General features: G+C 63.3%; 21 protein-coding genes. 20 read left to right on the top strand and 1 reads right to left on the bottom strand.

From position 1 onward, the window contains the following. Positions 1-118: 118 nt before the first annotated feature. The 20 genes from CKO23_RS02780 (at position 119) to CKO23_RS02685 (ending at position 17,147) form a co-directional block, all read left to right on the top strand. The gene (locus CKO23_RS02780; protein ID WP_200328226.1) at positions 119-988 is read left to right on the top strand and encodes a polyprenyl synthetase family protein; all 870 of its coding nucleotides are present in this window, start codon (positions 119-121) and stop codon (positions 986-988) included. Positions 989-1,113: 125 nt separating this feature from the next. Beyond that, on the top strand, positions 1,114-2,190 hold the full coding sequence (locus tag CKO23_RS02775; protein WP_346014551.1) for a methyltransferase: 1,077 nt from the start codon (positions 1,114-1,116) through the stop codon (positions 2,188-2,190). 119 nt (positions 2,191-2,309) lie between these two features. Continuing rightward, entirely contained in the window at positions 2,310-3,278 is a 969-nt protein-coding gene (bchC, locus tag CKO23_RS02770) for a chlorophyll synthesis pathway protein BchC (protein ID WP_207168401.1), read from the top strand. Beyond that, entirely contained in the window at positions 3,275-4,258 is a 984-nt protein-coding gene (locus CKO23_RS02765; RefSeq protein WP_200328224.1) for a chlorophyllide a reductase iron protein subunit X, read from the top strand. The genes bchC and CKO23_RS02765 overlap by 4 nt, the downstream gene beginning before the upstream one ends. Positions 4,259-4,278: 20 nt before the next feature. Continuing rightward, positions 4,279-5,742 (top strand): chlorophyllide a reductase subunit Y, encoded by a 1,464-nt coding sequence (gene bchY, locus CKO23_RS02760; RefSeq protein ID WP_200328223.1) that lies wholly within the window; start codon positions 4,279-4,281, stop codon positions 5,740-5,742. A gap of 238 nt (positions 5,743-5,980) precedes the next feature. Beyond that, a complete protein-coding gene (bchZ, locus tag CKO23_RS02755) occupies positions 5,981-7,423 on the top strand; it encodes a chlorophyllide a reductase subunit Z (RefSeq protein ID WP_200328222.1) in 1,443 nt (480 codons plus the stop codon). A gap of 847 nt (positions 7,424-8,270) precedes the next feature. After that, positions 8,271-8,411 carry a light-harvesting antenna LH1, beta subunit gene (pufB, locus tag CKO23_RS02750; RefSeq protein ID WP_164453637.1) on the top strand — a complete coding sequence of 47 codons (141 nt, stop codon included), beginning with the start codon at positions 8,271-8,273 and terminating at the stop codon, positions 8,409-8,411. A gap of 83 nt (positions 8,412-8,494) precedes the next feature. Continuing rightward, complete coding sequence (gene pufA / locus CKO23_RS02745; RefSeq protein WP_440870555.1) at positions 8,495-8,689, top strand: light-harvesting antenna LH1, alpha subunit; 195 nt, start codon at positions 8,495-8,497, stop codon at positions 8,687-8,689. Between the two features lie 118 nt (positions 8,690-8,807). After that, positions 8,808-9,644: a photosynthetic reaction center subunit L gene (pufL, locus tag CKO23_RS02740; RefSeq protein WP_200328220.1), complete on the top strand. Its 837-nt coding sequence runs from the start codon at positions 8,808-8,810 to the stop codon at positions 9,642-9,644. 16 nt (positions 9,645-9,660) lie between these two features. Beyond that, the gene (pufM, locus tag CKO23_RS02735; protein ID WP_200328219.1) at positions 9,661-10,632 is read left to right on the top strand and encodes a photosynthetic reaction center subunit M; all 972 of its coding nucleotides are present in this window, start codon (positions 9,661-9,663) and stop codon (positions 10,630-10,632) included. Continuing rightward, the gene (pufC, locus tag CKO23_RS02730; RefSeq protein ID WP_200328218.1) at positions 10,629-11,714 is read left to right on the top strand and encodes a photosynthetic reaction center cytochrome PufC; all 1,086 of its coding nucleotides are present in this window, start codon (positions 10,629-10,631) and stop codon (positions 11,712-11,714) included. Before pufM ends, pufC begins: the two co-directional genes overlap by 4 nt. A 162-nt stretch (positions 11,715-11,876) precedes the next feature. Beyond that, positions 11,877-12,023, top strand: a complete 147-nt coding sequence (gene pufB / locus CKO23_RS02725) for a light-harvesting antenna LH1, beta subunit (RefSeq protein ID WP_200328217.1) — start codon at positions 11,877-11,879, stop codon at positions 12,021-12,023. Positions 12,024-12,106: 83 nt separating this feature from the next. After that, a complete protein-coding gene (pufA, locus tag CKO23_RS02720; RefSeq protein WP_200328216.1) occupies positions 12,107-12,241 on the top strand; it encodes a light-harvesting antenna LH1, alpha subunit in 135 nt (44 codons plus the stop codon). A 132-nt stretch (positions 12,242-12,373) separates the two neighbouring features. Then, complete coding sequence (gene pufB / locus CKO23_RS02715; RefSeq protein ID WP_200328215.1) at positions 12,374-12,514, top strand: light-harvesting antenna LH1, beta subunit; 141 nt, start codon at positions 12,374-12,376, stop codon at positions 12,512-12,514. A 90-nt stretch (positions 12,515-12,604) separates the two neighbouring features. After that, entirely contained in the window at positions 12,605-12,793 is a 189-nt protein-coding gene (gene pufA, locus CKO23_RS02710) for a light-harvesting antenna LH1, alpha subunit (protein WP_200328214.1), read from the top strand. A gap of 78 nt (positions 12,794-12,871) precedes the next feature. Beyond that, on the top strand, positions 12,872-13,300 hold the full coding sequence (locus tag CKO23_RS02705) for a secondary thiamine-phosphate synthase enzyme YjbQ (RefSeq protein ID WP_200328213.1): 429 nt from the start codon (positions 12,872-12,874) through the stop codon (positions 13,298-13,300). Positions 13,301-13,303: 3 nt separating this feature from the next. Then, entirely contained in the window at positions 13,304-14,689 is a 1,386-nt protein-coding gene (locus CKO23_RS02700) for a RuBisCO large subunit C-terminal-like domain-containing protein (protein WP_200328212.1), read from the top strand. After that, on the top strand, positions 14,686-15,258 hold the full coding sequence (gene idi / locus CKO23_RS02695) for an isopentenyl-diphosphate Delta-isomerase (protein WP_200328211.1): 573 nt from the start codon (positions 14,686-14,688) through the stop codon (positions 15,256-15,258). The genes CKO23_RS02700 and idi overlap by 4 nt, the downstream gene beginning before the upstream one ends. A gap of 105 nt (positions 15,259-15,363) precedes the next feature. Further along, positions 15,364-16,338, top strand: a complete 975-nt coding sequence (gene lipA / locus CKO23_RS02690; protein ID WP_200328210.1) for a lipoyl synthase — start codon at positions 15,364-15,366, stop codon at positions 16,336-16,338. Next, a complete protein-coding gene (locus CKO23_RS02685) occupies positions 16,335-17,147 on the top strand; it encodes a YdcF family protein (protein WP_242482171.1) in 813 nt (270 codons plus the stop codon). Before lipA ends, CKO23_RS02685 begins: the two co-directional genes overlap by 4 nt. A 65-nt stretch (positions 17,148-17,212) precedes the next feature. Here the strand turns inward: CKO23_RS02685 and CKO23_RS02680 are convergent, their stop codons facing one another. After that, positions 17,213-18,250, bottom strand: coding sequence for a M14 family metallopeptidase (locus CKO23_RS02680; protein WP_200328209.1), 1,038 nt, complete (start codon positions 18,248-18,250; stop codon positions 17,213-17,215). Positions 18,251-18,400 lie beyond the last annotated feature (150 nt).

Below are 18,400 nucleotides of genomic sequence, written 5' to 3'. Positions count from 1 at the left end.
ACGATCATGGCCTCCTCCCGATTCGCGTTGACGCATCGGGTGTAGATGTCTATTGTACGTGACACACTTAAGTGTCCATTATTCCTTACATTCGACCGCGGTTAGCGAGGGAGCACCGATGGATGCCACAACTAGAATCGAGCAGGCCTTGGCCGCTGCCATAGATACCGTGGCTGTCCCCGGTTGTCCCCCGCGCTTGGCTGAGGCAGTGCGACACGCAGTGTTTCCGGGCGGTGCGCGCGTGCGTCCCCGGCTCTGTCTGGCGGTGGCCGCAGCCTGTGGTAGCACCGACTATGCGGCGGCTGATGCCGTGGGGGCCTCGATCGAGCTGCTGCACTGTGCCTCCCTGGTGCATGATGATCTGCCCTGTTTCGATGATTCGCCGTTGCGCCGCGGCTTGCCCTCGGTGCATCGTGCCTTCGGCGAGCCGCTGGCCGTTCTGGCTGGTGACGCGCTTATCATACTCGCCTTCGAGCACCTCGCTCGCAGCCTAGCGTCCACGCCTGAGCGTCTGGCGCCTCTGTTGCTGACGGTCGGTCGCTCGGTTGGTATGCCTTACGGCATTACGGCCGGCCAGGCCTGGGAATGCGAGCCGCGTGTCTCGGTCGAGGACTACCATCGCGCCAAGACAGGATCGCTGTTTGCGGCCGCGACTGCCGCGGGTGCGCAGGTCGCGGGTGAGGACGCCGACGTCTGGCGCGTGGTGGGTGACCTCATCGGCGAGGCGTATCAGGTTGCCGACGACCTTCGCGACGTCGCCGCCAGTGCTCAGGAGGTCGGTAAGCCAGTGGGTCGCGATGCCGTGCTCAACCGCCCAAGCGCTGCCGGTGAACTCGGCGTCGATGGGGCCATCGATCGGCTGCGTCAACTGGTCAAGGGCGCGATCGACGCCATTCCTCCCTGCCCAGGTCAGGAAAAATTGGCCGAGGTCCTAATGGCGGAATCGCGCCACATCATGCCGAAGAATTTGGCTCAGCGCGCGGCCTGACGGCTCTGCTCTGACTTCGGCGGCTCTGGAAATATGCCAAGGTCGCCGAATGCGGCTGCCTGAGGCAAGACTCGGTCGTAGCATGTATGTGGCTCCCTAGTTCCCTCCTTTCCTTGCGCAATCGTGTGCTCTCGAATCCTGGTTTTCAACGCTGGGCCGTTGCATTCCCCCTGACGCGTTGGATCGCGCGGCGCCAGTCGCGCGAGCTGTTCGATATCGCCGCCGGGTTCGTCTACTCCCAGATCCTCTACGCCTGTGTGCAGCTGCGGCTCTTCGAGATCCTGGCCGAGGGCGTGCAGTCGGTCGAGCAGCTGGCCGGTCGGTTGGATCTCCCGCCCGAGGGTGCGCGCCGACTGCTGCGTGCGGCAGTGAGTCTGAGGCTGGCCGAGGCGCGCGGGCGTGACCGCTTTGCGCTCAGCCAGTTGGGGGCCGCCGTGCTCGGTAATTCCGGGATCACCGCCATGGTTTCGCATCACGCCATGGCCTATGCGGATCTGCGGGATCCGGTCGCCTTGTTGAGGGGCGAGGTCGGCGAGCGCGAGTTGCTGAAGTACTGGGCCTATGTCGGCACCGAGCATCCGGCCGCGGTGGCGGAGCAGGCGGTCGGTGGCTACAGTGAACTGATGGCCGATTCTCAGCGGCTGCTCGCCTTCGACGTGGTCGATGCCTACTCCCTCGCGGATCATCAATGTCTGCTCGACGTGGGCGGAGGCGATGGCACCTTCCTGGTGACGGCCGCCAAACGCTGGCCGCATCTGCGGGTGATCCTCTTCGACCTGCCGGCCGTCGCCGAGCGCGCGCGGGCGCGCTTCGAGCGCGAGGGTCTGTCCGATCGGGCGACGGCCATCGGCGGGGACGCGCTGCGCGATCCGCTGCCGGAAGGCGCGGATGTCGTCTCCTTGGTGCGCGTGCTGCACGATCACGACGACGATGTCGCCCAGGACTTCCTCCGCTCGGCGTGTCGCGCCCTGCCAGCGGGCGGGCGGCTGCTCGTCGCCGAGCCGATGTCTGGAACGCCCGGTGTCGAGCGGATTGGCGACGCCTATTTCGGCTTCTATCTGCTCGCCATGGGCAGCGGTCGGCCGCGCGCTCCGTCCGAGTTGAAGCAGATGCTACGCGCAGCGGGCTTCGGCGGGGTGCGCCAGCTGCCGACCCGTCTGCCGCTCTTGACGCAAGTCATGGTGGCGCGCCGCTCGGACTGACCTGAGTCCGCGCTCGCGGCATCCAGCTCAGTTCAACATCCGCACCGAGTGCCCTAGACTGACAGTCAACTTTCGTTAAACTGTCGCGCTTACTAGATCCAGCCTGTGTGAGTCACGCCTTGAACGCTACTATCCCGAATCTCGAAGCCCTGGCGGTCGTGCTAGAGGAGCCGGAGCGCCTCTCACTGCGTCGGCTCGCGCTGACACCGCCAACCGACGCCGACGTCGTGGTCGATATCGAGTGGAGCGGCATCAGTACGGGAACCGAGCGACTGCTCTGGTCTGGGCGCATGCCCGAGTTTCCGGGGATGGGCTATCCGCTGGTGCCCGGCTATGAGTCGGTCGGCCGCGTCGTCTTCGCAGGGGCGGAGTCCGGTCTGCAGGTCGATCAACGAGTCTTCGTACCCGGGGCCGTCTGCTACGGCGAGGTGCGCGGCTTGTTCGGCGGCGCGGCCTCGCGGGTCGTGGTGCCGGGCAAGCGTCTGCTGGTTGTCGAGGATGCGCTGGGCGAGCAGGCCGTTCTCTTGGCGCTGGCGGCGACGGCTTATCACGCGATCGCCGGGCCGGCGTCGCCGCATGTCGAGCTGATCGTAGGGCATGGCGTGCTGGGGCGCTTACTGGCGCGCATCGCGGCCTTGGGCGAGGGTTCGCGCCCCGTCGTTTGGGAGACCAATCCGGTTCGCCGGTCGGGTGCCGATGGTTTCGGCTATGACGTCATGTCGCCGGATGAGGATCAGCGGCGCGATTACCGCAGCATCTGCGATATGAGCGGTGATCCGAAGATATTGGACAGCCTCGTCGCGCGGATGGCCCGGGGCGGAGAGATCGTGCTCGGTGGCTTCTACAGCCAGCCGGTGTCTTTCACCTTCCCGCCCGCCTTCATGCGCGAGGCGCGTTTCCGGATCGCGGCCGAGTTTCAGCCGGCGGATCTCGCCGCGGTTCGGTCGCTCCTGGAGTCCGGCCGTCTGTCCCTGGATGGGCTCATCACCCATCGTGTGCCCGCGACCGAGGCCGACGGCGCCTATCGCACGGCATTCGGTGATCCCAGCTGCCTGAAGATGATTCTTGATTGGAGATCCATTTCGTGAATGTACCCGTCAAAGGTCCGGCGCTCGCAGCGTCGCGGCAAGCAACCACGGATCCGGCTGCGGCGCCGGCGGTCAAGGAGACGCAAATCATCGCCATCTACGGCAAGGGTGGCATCGGCAAGAGCTTCACCCTGGCCAACCTCTCTTACATGATGGCCCAACAGGGTAAGAAGGTCCTGCTGATCGGCTGCGATCCCAAGAGCGATACGGCGACGCTGCTCTTCGGCGGGCGTAATTGCCCGACGATTCTTGGCGCCTCCAGCGAGAAGAAGCGTGCTGGCGAGGTCGTGACCATCGGTGATATCTGCTTCAAGCGCGACGGCGTCTTTGCGATGGAGCTGGGTGGTCCCGAGGTTGGGCGCGGCTGCGGGGGGCGCGGCATCATCCACGGCTTCGAGCTGCTTGAGGGGTTGGGCTTCCACGAGTGGGATTTCGACTACGTGTTGTTGGATTTCCTCGGCGACGTGGTCTGTGGCGGCTTCGGTCTGCCCATTGCGCGCGACCTCTGTCAAAAGGTCATCGTCGTCGGCTCCAACGATCTCCAGTCGCTCTATGTCGCAAACAACGTCTGCTCGGCAGTGGAATATTTCACCGGTCTGGGCGGCAACGTGGGCGTGGCGGGCATGGTGATCAACAAGGACGACGGCACGGGCGAGGCGCAGGCCTTTGCCAAGGCCGTCGGCATCCCGGTCCTTGCGACCATCCCGGCGCATGAGGAGATTCGGCGCAAGAGCGCGAACTACGAAATCATCGGCCGCCCGGATGGGGAATGGGGCCCCTTGTTCGCGGAACTGGCGACCAATGTCGCCGAGGCGCCTCCGGTACGGCCCAAGCCGCTGGAGCATGAGGATCTGCTGAACCTCTTCAAGGGTGATGAGGTCGGCCGGCATGTCGTCCTGGAGCCGGCGCGGCCGGAGGACATGTGTGACGCGGCGGCGATCGCCAAGCCATCGCTCGAAGTCGTCTATGACGACGTCTGAGTCTGCAGCGGGAGCCTTCGATGACCGACAATGATCAAGCCCCAGAGGGGGGCGGCTGTGCGAGCGCCGAGACGCTGAAGTCCGCTGCGGCGGCGTCCGGGAACGCCGAGCTGCTCCAACGGCTGGCGGCCGACTATCCGGCCGGTCCGCACGACCAGCCGCAGACCATGTGCCCGGCCTTTGGCGCCTTGCGCGTCGGGCTGCGCATGCGGCGCACCGCCATGGTGCTGGTTGGCTCGGGATGTTGTGTCTACGGCCTGACCTTCACCTCTCACTTCTACGGCGCGCGTCGCTCCGTCGGCTATGTGCCCTTCGACTCGGAGTCGCTGGTCTCGGGGCGGCTCTTCGAGGATGCGCGCGAGGCTGTCCTCAAGCTGGCCGATCCGGAGCGGCTCGACACGATCGTCGCCATCAACCTCTGCGTGCCCACGGCCTCCGGCGTCCCCTTGCGGCTGCTGCCCAAGGAGGTCAATGGCGTGCGCATCCTTGGGATCGACGTGCCGGGTTTTGGCGTGCCGACCCACGCCGAGGCGAAGGATGTCATGGCCGGTGCCATGCTCCAGTACGCGCGCCATGAGGCGGAGCAGGGGCCGGTGCAAGCCCCGCGCGGTGGGCGCAGCGAGCGTCCGACCGTCACCCTGTTGGGCGAGATGTTTCCGGCTGACCCGGTCGGTATCGGCATGATGCTGGAGCCGCTCGGTCTGGCGGTCGGGCCAGTGGTGCCGACCCGCGAGTGGCGCGAACTCTACGCGGCGCTCGACTGCCGCGTCGCGGCGGCGATCCATCCCCAATACACCGCATCCTGCCGCGAGCTGGCGGCGGCCGGCCGACCCATCGTGGGTTCGGCGCCCGTGGGGCGCGATGGGACGGCGGCGTGGTTGGATGCCATCGGCCAGGCCTGCGGGATCGCGCAGGAGAAGGTCGATGCAGCCAAGAACAAGTTCCTGCCGGCGATCGATGGCGCTTTGTCGGCGATGCCGGTCAAGGGGCGAATCATCGTCTCCGGCTACGAGGGCTCCGAGCTGCTGGTCGCGCGCCTGCTGATCGAGTCGGGGGCTGAGGTGCCCTATGTGGGAACGGCCTGTCCTCGAACGCCTTGGAACGAATCGGATCTCGCCTGGCTGGAGGCGCGCGGTGTGCCGGTGCAGTTCCGTGCCTCGCTGGAGCAGGACCTGGCGGCCGTCAAGTCCCTGGAGCCGGATCTGGCCATCGGCACGACGCCCGTCGTTCAAGCGGCCAAGGAAATGGAGATTCCGGCGCTCTATTTCACCAACCTCATCTCGGCGCGGCCGCTGATGGGGCCGGCAGGCGCTGGCTCCCTGGCACAGGTGATCAATGCGGCCCTCGCGAACAAGGAGCGGTTCAGTGTGATGCGCGCCTTTTTCGAAGGGGTGGGCGAGGGCGATACGAGCGGGATCTGGCAGGAGAAGCCTGTGAAGCGCGTGCCTAAGCCAAGCCGCAGGGTTGTCAAACAGCCCGAGTGAGGGCCGCTCCGACCCCAGGCGTCGCTTTCCAGAGCGGCTCGGCGGGATGACGGCATGGTGAGAAGCGCTGAAACCACGGCAAGAAGAGGCCATTCATTCTGTTGTCCCGTCCAATCTCGGGGCGGGCGGCACGACCGCTTCGGGCTAGTTCCGGCGCCTCTGGCGATGCCGATCGTACGGCGCTCGCCGCGTCGCCGTCTCCCAAGGTTTCTGGTCCCTGATAGAGGACGTTTTACCGATGTTGATCAATGACCTCGACCGCGCGGGCGGTTACTGGGGCTCTGTTTACGTGTTTACCGCCATCAAGGGGCTGCAAGTCATCATCGACGGCCCTGTCGGTTGCGAGAACCTGCCCGTCACAGCCGTCCTGCATTACACCGACGGCTTGCCGCCACATGAGCTTCCGGTTGTCGTCACCGGGCTCGGAGAAGAGGAGCTGGGGCAGAGCGGGACCGAGCAGGCGATGCGGCGGGCCTACAAGACCCTGGATCCGACGCAGCCGGCGGTGGTGGTGACGGGGTCGATCGCCGAGATGATCGGTGGCGGCGTCACGCCGGAGGGGACCAATATCGTCCGCTTCCTGCCACGCACCATCGACGAGGATCAATGGCAGAGCGCCAATCGCGCCATGTATTGGCTCTGGACGCAGTACGGACCCAAGAAGGCTGTGGTCCCGAAGCGCAAGCGCGGCGCCGATGAGCGACCCAAGGTCAATCTCATTGGCCCCATGTACGGCATGTTCAACACGCCCTCGGACGTGGCTGAGATCCGTCGCTTGATCGAGGGTATCGGGGCCGAGGTCAACATGACCTTTCCGCTTGGCAGTCATCTGGAGGATGTCGGCAAGCTGGCCGACGCCGACGCCAATGTCTGCATGTACCGCGAGGTGGGGCGCACGCTCTGCGAGGCGCTCGAGCGGCCCTTCCTGCAGGCGCCCATTGGTCTTCACAGCACCACTAAGTTCCTGCGTGCGCTCGGCGAGATCCTCGAGCTGGATCCAGAGCCTTTCATCGAGCAAGAGAAGCACACCACCATCAAGCCCATCTGGGATCTGTGGCGCTCGGTGACCCAGGACTTCTTCGGCACGGCGAGCTTCGGCGTCGCCGCCACCGAGACCTACACGCGCGGACTTAAACATTTCTTGGAGGGCGAGCTGGGTTTGCCCTGCAATTTCGCCTTTGCCCGCAAGGCGGGGGTGAAGCCGGACAACGACATCATTCGCCAAACGGTGCGTGAGAAGACGCCCTTGATCGTCTTCGGCAGCTATAACGAGCGCATGTATCTCTCCGAGATCGGCGCCCGCGCGACCTACATCCCGGCCTCTTTCCCGGGGACCGTCATCCGCCGTCATACGGGGACGCCGTTCATGGGGTATGCCGGGGCCACCTATCTGGTCCAAGAGGTCTGTAACGCCCTCTTCGACGCCCTCTTCAACATCCTGCCGCTGGGGACGGACCTGGATAAGGTCGACCCAACGCCGGCTCGACTGCACCGAGAGCTGCCGTGGGACGAGGATGCACGGGCCATCTTCGATCGCATCGTGGATTCTCAGCCCGTGCTGGTGCGTATCTCGGCCGCGAAACGCCTGCGCGACGCCGCCGAGCGCGCCGCGCGCAATGCCGGGGAAGAACGGGTCTCGGTCGAGCGTGTCTCGGCCACACAGGCATCCTTGGCGGGCTGACGCCCTCTCGCGCGCGCGGCTGCCGCAGCGCGCTGTCTGGAACGCGCCTGTCGCCGCTTGTCGCGACAGGCGCGCGCGACAGGCCGCACAGGCGGCCATCTCCCCTCTCTGATCGGTAGGCGCTCATCGGTCTTCGCGGGCCGACTGCGCTCTCTTCACACCGAAACATCAACAAAAATTGCCATTTCCTGACGGGGCGCAAGTGAAGCCTTATCAGGCACTGTCGGGCATCCGGCGTCCTGTGTCAGGATTCCGCCCGGTCTGATGCCTGTCACACCTCGGCGGTGGCGCATCAATCGCTGGTTCGCAAGGCAGGATTTCGGTAACGGGCGCTCGGTTTCGTCAACTGGCCGGGCGCGAGTGTTCGAGCGGGTGGAGTGGCGTCCGGACAGAGACTTTGGGTCGGTTCCGGTGTTTTGCGCAACCACCCTGTCCTCGATCAGTTCTCACTGAAATTCAGGTGTAAATGTAGATTGACATCTGTGTCAGTCAAGCTAGACTGACACCTCAAATGCAGCCACCCCGTTTCGGTACTTGGCGCAATGGACATGAGTCGTGACGAAGAGCAATGCGTGTCGATGCACTCTTCGACAGATCGTCACAGCCTCATCGAAAAGGATCGGCGTCAGGGATCATCGCTCTGCTGAGCGGTCGTTGAATTTGATCGGGGGCCAGGGATTGGCGCTCGCAGGGTTTCGAGCCCGGAAGGGCTCAGTTTGAAGAGAGTGTGCCCGCGGTTATCGGGCGGCTTCTCAGTCGTGGTCGGGTGTGGGCCACGGCGCCCCCATGCCGCACGGGCTAAGTGCGGCTTAACTAAGGCTTATCCCCAGATTCGGAGGATTAACAAATGGCTGACAAGAGCATGACTGGTCTGACCGAGCAAGAAGCACAAGAGTTCCATGGCATCTTCGTGCAGAGCATGACGGCATTCTTCGGGATCGTCATCATCGCGCACATCCTGGCTTGGCTGTGGCGCCCCTGGCTGTAATCAGATTGGGTTGAGCGTTGATCCGAATCGTGATCAACCTTTCTGTATGAGTCCCGTATCTATTTATCTCTAGGAGAATAATGATGTCACCTGATCTCTGGAAAATGTGGCTGCTGATCGATCCTCGCCGTGTCCTGATCGGTTTGGCCGTGTTTTTGACCATCCTCGGTATCGCCATCCACATGATTCTGTTGAGCACGGCTGAGTTCAACTGGCTCGAAGACGGCATTCCTGCCGCCACGGTCCAGCAAGTGACGCCGGTTGTCCCCCAAAGGTAATCGCGTCCTTTTTGGGGAGTGGTAGGTGAGGCCTGTCGGCTCGACAGGTCTTTCCTGCCGCTGACAGTGCTAAGAGGAGGCAGCCATCTGGAATGCCTCCCCAGCAGAGGATTTTACGATGGCCATGCTCAGTTTTGAGAGAAAATACCGCGTCCGTGGCGGGACGCTGATAGGGGGAGACCTATTCGACTTCTGGGTGGGGCCGTTCTATGTCGGCTTCTTCGGGGTCGCGGGTTTCTTCTTTGCCTTGTTGGGTGTACTCCTGATTGTTTGGGGTGCGACCATCGGACCGAACGCCGAGCTACAAACCTATAATATCTGGCAGATCAGTATCGCTCCCCCTGATCTTAGTTACGGCCTTGGAATGGCGCCGCTGACCGAAGGCGGCCTTTGGCAGATCATCACGATCTGTGCTGCTGGCGCTTTCGTCGCTTGGGCGCTGAGGGAAGTCGAGATCTGTCGCAAGCTCGGCATTGGATTCCATGTTCCCTTTGCATTCGCGTTCGCGATTGGCGCCTATCTGGTTCTCGTGTTTGTTCGTCCGATCCTCCTCGGTGCTTGGGGTCACGGTTTTCCCTATGGCATCCTGAGCCACCTGGACTGGGTCTCGAACGTGGGATATCAATTCCTGCACTTCCATTACAACCCGGCCCACATGCTCGCGATCACCTTCTTCTTCACCAACTGCTTGGCGCTCTCGATGCACGGGTCGCTGATTCTGTCGGTGACGAATCCGCAAGAGGGTGAGGAAGTCAAGACCAGTGAGCATGAAAACACCTTCTTCCGCGATATCGTCGGCTACTCCATTGGTGCCCTCGCGATCCATCGTCTCGGCCTCTTCCTGGCGCTGAGCGCGGTTTTCTGGAGCGCAGTGTGTATCGTGATCAGTGGCCCCTTCTGGACACGTGGTTGGCCGGAATGGTGGAACTGGTGGCTTGAGCTCCCGCTCTGGTAGGATCTAGGAGACTACAATGCCCGAATATCAGAATATATTTAACACCGTGCAGGTGCGCTCTCCAGCGTACCCCGGGGTGCCGCTGCCGAAAGGCAGTCTGCCCCGGATCGGCAACCCGATCTTCTCCTACTGGCTTGGAAAGATTGGTGACGCTCAGATCGGCCCAATCTACCTAGGCTTCACCGGAACGCTGTCGCTGATCTTTGGTGTTGCTGCCCTGTTCATCATGGGCTTCAACATGCTGGCCTCGGTCGACTGGAGTGTCATCCAGTTCGTGAAGCACTTTTTCTGGCTCGCTCTGGAGCCGCCGGCGCCACAGTACGGTCTGTCGATTCCTCCGCTCTCCGAGGGTGGTTGGTGGCTGATCGCTGGTGGATTCCTGACTGCGTCCATCCTGCTCTGGTGGGTGCGCACCTACAAGCGCGCTGAAGCACTTGGGATGAGCCAGCACCTGTCTTGGGCCTTTGCTGCGGCGATCTTCTTCTACCTCAGCCTTGGGTTCATCCGCCCGATCATGATGGGCAGCTGGGCAGAAGCGGTTCCTTTCGGCGTCTTCCCTCACTTGGACTGGACGGCTGCCTTCTCGATCCGGTACGGCAACCTGTACTACAACCCCTTCCACATGCTGTCGATCGCGTTCCTCTACGGCTCAGCCCTGCTGTTCGCCATGCATGGCGCGACCATTCTCGCCGTCAGCCGCTTCGGTGGTGATCGCGAGATCGACCAGATCACCGACCGCGGTACTGCGGCGGAGCGTGCGGCACTCTTCTGGCGCTGGACCATGGGCTTCAATGCCTCCATGGAATCCATCCATCGCTGGGCATGGTGGTGTGCGGTCCTGACCGTGATCACGGCTGGTATCGGCATCCTGCTCACGGGCACCGTGGTCGAGAACTGGTACCTCTGGGCCGTGAAACATGGTGTTGCTCCGGCCTATCCGGCGCAGGCGCCCATCGTGGATCCGTATGCAGCGGGGGTGGCGCAATGAAAATCGGTAAGAATGTAGCGATCCCATTAGCCGCTGTCGTCGCCTCTGTCGTGCTGCTCGGCTGCGAGCGCCCACCACCAGAAGTCGTGCAAGGTGGGTACCGGGGCCTCGGTATGGAGCAGAACTACAATCCGCGTCTGCTACAGGCGAGCCTGAAGGCGAATTTGCCGCCAGCGGCAATCCCGGCCGCGGCAGAGGGTGGGGCCAAGGTCACGGATGTCTACGAGAACGTGCAGGTTCTGAAGGATCTGTCAGTGGCCGAGTTCACCCGGACCATGGTCGCTGTGACGACCTGGGTGTCTCCGAAGGAAGGCTGTAACTACTGCCACGTTCCGGGGAACTGGGCGTCCGACGACATCTACACTAAGGTCGTTTCGCGTCGCATGTTCGAGCTGGTTCGTCAGGCCAACACGAATTGGAAGGACCACGTTGCTGAGACGGGTGTGACTTGCTACACCTGCCACCGCGGCAACCCGGTTCCGAACTACGTGTGGACGACCGATCCGGGTCCGGGTCAGCCGTCGGGTATGAAGCCCACCGGTCAGAACTTTGCATCGTCGACGGTTGCCTATGCGTCGCTGCCCTATGATCCATACACGCCTTTCCTCGATCAGGCGAATGAGATCCGGGTCATTGGTCAGACCGCGTTGCCCTCTGGCAATCGGACCTCGATCAAGCAGGCGGAATGGACCTACGGCCTGATGATGCAGATCTCCGACTCGCTCGGCGTCAACTGCACCTTCTGCCACAATACGCGGTCCTTCTTCGCTTGGGATCAGAGCACGCCGAAGCGCACGACGGCTTGGTACGCCATCCGTCACGTACGCGAAATCAACCAGGACTACATCTGGCCGCTGAACGACGCACTTCCCGCGTCGCGTAAAGGGCCTTATGGTGACCCCTTCAAGGTTGGTTGCATGACCTGCCATCAGGGAGTGTACAAGCCGCTCTACGGTGCGCAGATGGCGAAGGACTACCCGGCCCTTCACGGGGCGGTCGAGGCTGCGGCACCTGCTGCAGAGGCGGCAGCGGTAGAGCCGGCTCCAGTTGAGAACGCAGCACCTGCTCAGCAAAAGCTGTAGCCATAGGATAGACGCTGGGCATGGACGCCCGCGCGGTTGCTACAGGGAGCGAAGCACCGCATGACAAGCCATCTGCAGGTTGCGTCGACGACGTCCTGCAGACGGCGAAGTGAGATGACCGAATCGTTTGAGCCATCCTGACGATCTGTGAGGAACATCCAAATGGCTAGCGAGAACCGCTCGATGTCTGGACTCAGTGAAGACGAGGCCAAGGAATTTCACGGCATCTTCGTGTCCAGTTTCGTCGCGTTCACGGGGATCGTCGTCGTTGCACACGTCCTCGTGTGGTTGTGGCGTCCTTGGCTGTAATAGCCTAGGGTTTTTGTGTTAGTGACCGACCGGGCGATTGTTGTAAACAGCAGCGTCCAACAGTAAGAGACCGGAGAATACACATGCATAAACTTTGGCAGATCTTTGATCCGCGTAGAACCCTGGTTGCCCTGTTCGGGTTCCTGTTCGTGCTGGGGCTTTTGATTCACTTCATCCTGCTCAGCAGCCCGGCCTTCAACTGGCTGAGTGGCTCCTGAAGTCGCTGGAGTAATGGCTGCGTCTAGAGGCACTCCTAACGGGGTTCTCTGACGCACCGAAGTGATCCTTGCCGCGGGGACATTCGCGGTAACGGCCGACAGGTCAAACACAAGTTTTTGAGGGTAATTCTAATGGCTGACAAGAGCATGACCGGACTGACCGAAGAAGAAGCGAAAGAATTTCACGCCATCTTCGTGCAGAGCATGACCATGTTTTTTGGGATCGTGGTTATCGCGCACATCCTTGCGTGGCTCTGGCGTCCCTGGCTGTAATTGCCAAGCATCCGCCAGCCGGCGGATATAAGGACGGGAGGCCGGCGCCAACATCGCCGGCGTCCCGTGCTTCGTTCAGGAGACATCTAGATGCACAAAATTTGGCTGATCTTCGATCCGCGCACCGCGCTGATCGGCCTGTTCGCCTTCCTCTTTCTGCTCGCGCTGGCGATCCATTACATCCTGTTGTCCTCGGATGGGTTCGACTGGCTGCAAGGCCCGAATTACGCGCCCGTGGAAATGACAGCAGGCATGACCGCTCTTCCGTCAGGCAAATAAGTCTGACAGTTGACAGTGCCGACGGGCGGGGGGAGAGTTGTTGACTCGCCCCGCCCGTTCCTATTTGAGCCCTGCCGAATGCGATTTTATTGCGAAAGCCTGACCATTCCGACGACGGCCCCGATCGAGATCATCGACGTCTCGGATCGCATCAGGGGCCTGTTCGAACGCAACCGGATTCGCAACGGTCAGGTGACGATCACGTCGTCGCACACCACAGCCTTCGTCGCCCTCAATGAGCGAGAGCCAAAGCTTCAGCAGGACATGCTGGACTTTCTCGGATCGCTCGCCCCGCCCGGGCGCGGCTATCGCCACGACTTAGATCCCGTGGACGGGCGGCCCAATACGCACTCCCATCTCATCGGGCTCTTTATGAACGCCTCGGAGACGATCTTGGTCTCTGAGGGAAGGCTCCTCCTGGGTGAGTGGCAGTCGGTCTTCTTTGTCGAGTTGGATGGACCCCGTGTTGAGCGCACGCTGCGCGTGCAGGTCGCGGGAGAAGACTGAGCGATGAAGAACGCCGAATGGTCGGGCTTTTTCGCGGATGCCAAGACCCTGGATCCCGACGCTTACATCACGCTGGACTATTCCTTCGAATGTGTTGGCGCGCCTGATCTCGCCGCGGCGCATTTCTGTGCGGAGCAGTCGACGGCCCAGTGGCGGCGTGTCGGCCTCGACGAGGATCTGCGCCCAAGGTTCGGGGCGCGCGTGCTGGATCTGGAGGTCGTGGACTCGGGGCGCACCGCGTTCAGCTATGACGCGGGCAGGCGACCCGATGGCCCTGTGTCAGCCTGCCGTGTGCGTGTCGCTCATCCGCACGGTAACTTCGGGCCACGCATTCCCAATCTTCTGAGCGCCGTCTGTGGGGAAGGGACCTTCTTCGCGCCCGGCATCCCAGTCGTCAAGCTGCTCGACATCCATTTCCCCGACGCCTATCTGGCTGCCTTTGAAGGGCCGAGATTCGGCGTCCAGGGATTTCGAGAGCTTCTCGACATCTACGATCGTCCGATCTTCTTCGGCGTGATCAAGCCCAATATCGGCCTCCCGCCGGAGGCGTTCAGCGACCTCGGTCTTGAGAGTTGGCTCGGTGGGCTGGATGTCGCCAAGGACGACGAGATGCTGGCGGACACTCCCTGGTGCCCCCTGGCGCAGAGATCGGCGTTGCTGGGCGCTGCGCGACAGCGCGCCGAGTCTGAGACGGGCGTTCCGAAGATGTATCTCGCGAACATCACGGATGAGGTGGATCGCATGGTCGAACTCCATGACCTGGCGGTCGCGAATGGGGCGAATGCGCTCTTGGTGAATGCCATGCCCGTCGGGCTCAGTGGCGTGAGAATGCTGCGTCGGCATGCCCGGGTTCCCTTGATCGCGCATTTTCCCTTTATCGCCCCCTTCAGCCGGTTGGAGCATTTTGGGATCCACACCAGGGTGTTTACCAAACTCCAGCGGCTCGCGGGATTCGACGTCATCATCATGCCGGGATTCGGTGAGCGCATGCACACGAGCGATGACGAAGTGCGGGAGAATGTGAATGCCTGTCTCGCGCCCATGGGTCCAATCAAGCCAAGCTTGCCTGTCCCTGGCGGGAGCGATTGGGCCGGCACCCTGAAGAGGGTCTACGACAACGTCGGCTCGACCGATTTTGGGTTCGTGCCTGGGCGAGGCGTCTTTGGTCATCCCATGGGTCCGCGCGCCGGCGCACTGAGTATCCGTCAGGCGTGGGATGCCATCGCGGCGGGCGTGGATGTCGATGCGCATGCCCAACACCACGCGGAGTTGAGCGCGGCCATTCGCGCCTTCCGACCGCCAGCGGATGCGCCGGCCGTCGCGCCCTCGGCTGACAATCCCGCAGGTGAGAACCGCACTGGAGAGAACCGCACTGGAGGTGAACGTTGAGTGCTCAGATCGTCCCGCCCCTGGCAGCAGAAGACCTAGAGCGGGCCGCGCGGCGCGACGCCACGGAGCAGGTCATCATCGTCGATGAAGGGGATCAAGCCATGGGCGCGGCGGGTAAGCTCGAGGCCCACCGGCTCGGGCAACTGCATCGGGCCTTCTCGATCCTCGTCTTCAATGCGCACGGAGATCTTCTGCTCCAGCGTCGCGCAGACAGCAAGTACCACTTCGCAGCACGCTGGTCCAACACCTGCTGCGGTCACCCAAGGCCCGGCGAGATGACCTCAATCGCGGCCGGCCGGCGTCTGAAAGAAGAGTTTGGCATTCGGGTACCGCTGACGGAGCGGGCCGAACTCGTCTATCGCGCCGACGACCAAGAGACCGGATTGATCGAGCACGAGTATCTGCATATCTTCCACGGCGTTTACGCGGGCGACCCCAGGCCCGACCCGACGGAGATTGGTGCATGGCGCTGGATGGCGCCGGCGGCCATCCGTCGCTCCCTGGCGCTGCATCCGAGCTGGTTCACGCCCTGGTTCCATATCCTGGTTGACCGTTTGCTTCCCGGATGAGCATCGCTTCCTCCTTGGCTCCGCCGATTGCTGCCCCGAGGGCGTGCAAGCCCGTCTTCCAGACCCCATAACCAGCGCTTCACACAGCTGGACGAGACGGGATCCATGACCGAACCAACCTCTTTGACCGCCCCCTCGCGGGCGACACCAGACACCCATCAGCGCGGCAAAGACAAGGTCTCGCGCATTCCCGTCAAGGTCGAGACCAAGGCCCCGACGCTGCGCAAGCCGAGCTGGATCCGCGCTAAGGCGCCCGTTGGCCCTGGGGTGGCCCGGATCAAGAAGCTGCTGAGAGAGAGCAAGCTCGCGACCGTGTGCGAGGAGGCCATGTGCCCCAATCTCGGCGAGTGCTTCAACCATGGCACCGCGACCTTCATGATCCTCGGCGACGTCTGCACCCGGCGCTGTCCCTTCTGCGACGTCGCCCATGGACGACCCGAGCCGGTCGATGCGCGCGAGCCCGAGCACCTTGCCGAGTCCATCGCGGCGATGGGGCTGCGCTATGTCGTCATCACATCGGTCGATCGGGACGATCTGCGTGATGGCGGCGCGGGCCACTTCGCCGCCTGCCTGCGCGCGGTCCGGGCCAGCAATCCGAGCACGCGGCTGGAGGTCTTGGTCCCGGACTTCCGCGGTCGTGAGTCGGTTGCGCTGGCCCACTTCGTGGGTGAGGCGGTGCCGGACGTCTTCAATCACAATCTGGAGACGGTTCCGCGACTCTACCGACAGGCTCGGCCTGGCGCTGACTACAGCGGCTCGTTGCAATTGCTCCGGGCCTTCAAGGACGGCCATCCTGATGTGCCAACCAAATCGGGTCTGATGCTTGGTCTTGGTGAGACGCAGGCCGAGGTGCTGGACGTCATGCGCGATCTCAGGGCGCATGGCTGCGAGATGCTGACGCTGGGCCAGTACCTCCAGCCCACACGGGATCATCTGCCCGTGCTGCGCTATTGGACGCCGGATGAGTTCGAGCAATTGCGGGTCATCGGCGTCGAGATGGGCTTTTCGAATGTCGCGAGCGGTGCCATGGTGCGCTCGTCCTACCACGCGGATCGGCAGGCGAGCGACGTCATTGGATGATGCTCTATAGCCTGATCAAGAGCTTCCTGATCCCGCCCGGCATCATCATCCTGATGCTGGTGGTCGCCTTCTGGCTGGCGCGGGGCGTCGCGGTGCGACTGGCGATCTTCCTCGCCTTGAGCTCAGTCACGCTCATGAGCCTGCCCGTGGTTGGGACGAGTCTCATGGAGCCGCTCGAGCCCTATCCGGCGCTCGATCCCCGCGCCATTCCGACGTCCACCCAGGCCATCGTCATCCTGGGCGCGGGCCGCCGGAGCGATGCGCCTGAGTACGGTGGCGACAGCCTCGACGATGCCAGCCTGCGGCGCGTGCGCTACGGGGCCTTCCTGCACCGGGCAAGCGGTCTGCCCGTCTATGTCACGGGCGGGAGGCTGGGCGACGAGGGCGAGGCGATCGGCCGCTTGATGGCGGATGTCCTCCAGTCGGACTACGGGATTGGCGTGGCGGACGTGGAGACCGAGAGCCGGACCACTTGGGAGAACGCTACCGACACCGCGCCCCTGCTCGCGCGAGACGGCGTCCAGCACATCCTCTTGGTCAGCGATGCCTGGCATCTGCCGCGAGCCGTCGAACTCTTCGAGGAGGTTGGCCTCAGGGTCACCGCGGCGCCGACAGCCTTCGTGCATCATCCGGGCTGGACGAAGGACCTGGACTACAGGGATTGGCTCCCCTCCATCAAGGCCTTCTCGGAGAGCGCCTACGCCATCCATGAGCATCTTGGACGCCTGTGGTACCAGCTGCGCGCCTGGATTCAGGGCGAGCCCCGCGGCGTGAACCCGCCGGTGAGCGGCATCACCCACCAGGGCTGAAGCCAGCCGTCCCCGCCTGTTGTGCAGAGCGGCCGTCTGGCGCTGACAGGCGTGCTGCTACCCACCTATGCGCCGCGCCGCGGGACATGATCCCCGTAGCGCTCCATCAGATAGCAGAGGCAGTCTTGCCGGATGACGGTCTCGTCACGGGTGAGCATCGAAGGCATCACGGCCTGCCGCAGCCTGAGTTCGCCTTGATCGAGGCTGAAGAAGCGCTCGCTCACATCCTCTCCAAGCTCGTCACGCACATCCAGCTGGATCGCGCCGCCTTCGGGGCATGTCGCAAACAAAGTCCCCCGGGGTAGCTCACAGAAGTTCATCCGCTCCAGTTCCGGGTCGAGCATGAGGTCGCCCGCGTCGGTCGAAAAGCTGAACGCCACGTCCTCCGGCACCTTGACCTGGGCGACCGTGTGGAAGAGGTCGATGTCTTGGGGGGGCAGATTGTGGTCCGGGATCTCCGTCAGGTGCAGCGCGGCGTCGATGAATCGCCGCGCGTGATCGACGCCATGCAGATCGCCAACCTTGCCGCACTCGACGGTCACGGCCGGGCAGAGGGAGGCCATCGCCATCGACTGCACCCCGGCGGGGCGGATGAAGTAGACGACGGTGCGGCTGAACAGGGTTGCGAGGTGGAGGAAGCGGTTGTCGATCAGGTTCACGCAGGCATAGTGCGGATTCAGACCGGTGTTGTTGTGCAGGTCGAGGCTTGCGAAGACGCCGCGGTCGGCCATGATCGCCACGACCCGCGACATGAGCGCATGCTCCAAGGTGGGCGCGAGCGGGCTGCCCGGCCAGACGCGATTGTAGTCCGGCTGTCCGGGGAGGCGTCTGACCCCGCTCGCCGCAGCGGTGACGTTGCCGATGAAGAGGCTGAGCGAGCGTGGCAGCCCGAGCTCCCCGTCGCGCCTGAGTCGCTCTCGCAGCAAGCTGCGAACGGCGTCCCAGCCGACGGTTTCGTTACCGTGCATGAGCACCGAGACGAAGAGCGGCGGCTCGCGCGCGCCTTCCAGGTGGATGAGCGTGGGTGCGCCGAGAACGGCGCCGAGGTCGCGGCTGCCTGTTTCCAGGAGCGCGTCGGGCAGTCTGTCCAGCTCTTGCAGCATGTGGGTCCGTGCCGGATGTTGAGTCGAGAAACGGCTTCGATCAACCTGGAGATGGGGGCGAGTGGCCGAATGGTCGGCGAGGCCCCTGGTTTCCCGGTCGCCTGGCTTCATGGGGCGCGACGCGGACGGGGCGTAACAGACCTGCCGGCG

Source organism: Thiocystis violacea, assembly GCF_016583565.1.
Taxonomy (GTDB): domain Bacteria; phylum Pseudomonadota; class Gammaproteobacteria; order Chromatiales; family Chromatiaceae; genus Thiorhodococcus; species Thiorhodococcus violaceus_A.
The sequence above is the reverse complement of the archived record's forward strand: the minus strand, read 5'-3'. Positions and strand labels throughout refer to the sequence as shown.

What these genes read in the sequence shown, in the direction of transcription:
- pufM (WP_200328219.1), top strand. Translation starts at nt 9,661, where the DNA reads ATGCCCGAATATCAGAATATATTTAACACCGTGCAGGTGCGCTCTCCA.
- CKO23_RS02685 (WP_242482171.1), top strand. Translation starts at nt 16,335, where the DNA reads ATGATGCTCTATAGCCTGATCAAGAGCTTCCTGATCCCGCCCGGCATC.
- bchY (WP_200328223.1), top strand. Translation starts at nt 4,279, where the DNA reads ATGACCGACAATGATCAAGCCCCAGAGGGGGGCGGCTGTGCGAGCGCC.
- lipA (WP_200328210.1), top strand. Translation starts at nt 15,364, where the DNA reads ATGACCGAACCAACCTCTTTGACCGCCCCCTCGCGGGCGACACCAGAC.
- bchZ (WP_200328222.1), top strand. Translation starts at nt 5,981, where the DNA reads ATGTTGATCAATGACCTCGACCGCGCGGGCGGTTACTGGGGCTCTGTT.
- pufC (WP_200328218.1), top strand. Translation starts at nt 10,629, where the DNA reads ATGAAAATCGGTAAGAATGTAGCGATCCCATTAGCCGCTGTCGTCGCC.
- pufB (WP_164453637.1), top strand. Translation starts at nt 8,271, where the DNA reads ATGGCTGACAAGAGCATGACTGGTCTGACCGAGCAAGAAGCACAAGAG.
- CKO23_RS02680 (WP_200328209.1), bottom strand. Translation starts at nt 18,250, where the DNA reads ATGCTGCAAGAGCTGGACAGACTGCCCGACGCGCTCCTGGAAACAGGC.
- pufB (WP_200328215.1), top strand. Translation starts at nt 12,374, where the DNA reads ATGGCTGACAAGAGCATGACCGGACTGACCGAAGAAGAAGCGAAAGAA.
- CKO23_RS02700 (WP_200328212.1), top strand. Translation starts at nt 13,304, where the DNA reads ATGAAGAACGCCGAATGGTCGGGCTTTTTCGCGGATGCCAAGACCCTG.
- pufA (WP_440870555.1), top strand. Translation starts at nt 8,495, where the DNA reads ATGTCACCTGATCTCTGGAAAATGTGGCTGCTGATCGATCCTCGCCGT.
- pufB (WP_200328217.1), top strand. Translation starts at nt 11,877, where the DNA reads ATGGCTAGCGAGAACCGCTCGATGTCTGGACTCAGTGAAGACGAGGCC.
- pufA (WP_200328214.1), top strand. Translation starts at nt 12,605, where the DNA reads ATGCACAAAATTTGGCTGATCTTCGATCCGCGCACCGCGCTGATCGGC.
- CKO23_RS02705 (WP_200328213.1), top strand. Translation starts at nt 12,872, where the DNA reads ATGCGATTTTATTGCGAAAGCCTGACCATTCCGACGACGGCCCCGATC.
- pufL (WP_200328220.1), top strand. Translation starts at nt 8,808, where the DNA reads ATGGCCATGCTCAGTTTTGAGAGAAAATACCGCGTCCGTGGCGGGACG.
- pufA (WP_200328216.1), top strand. Translation starts at nt 12,107, where the DNA reads ATGCATAAACTTTGGCAGATCTTTGATCCGCGTAGAACCCTGGTTGCC.
- CKO23_RS02780 (WP_200328226.1), top strand. Translation starts at nt 119, where the DNA reads ATGGATGCCACAACTAGAATCGAGCAGGCCTTGGCCGCTGCCATAGAT.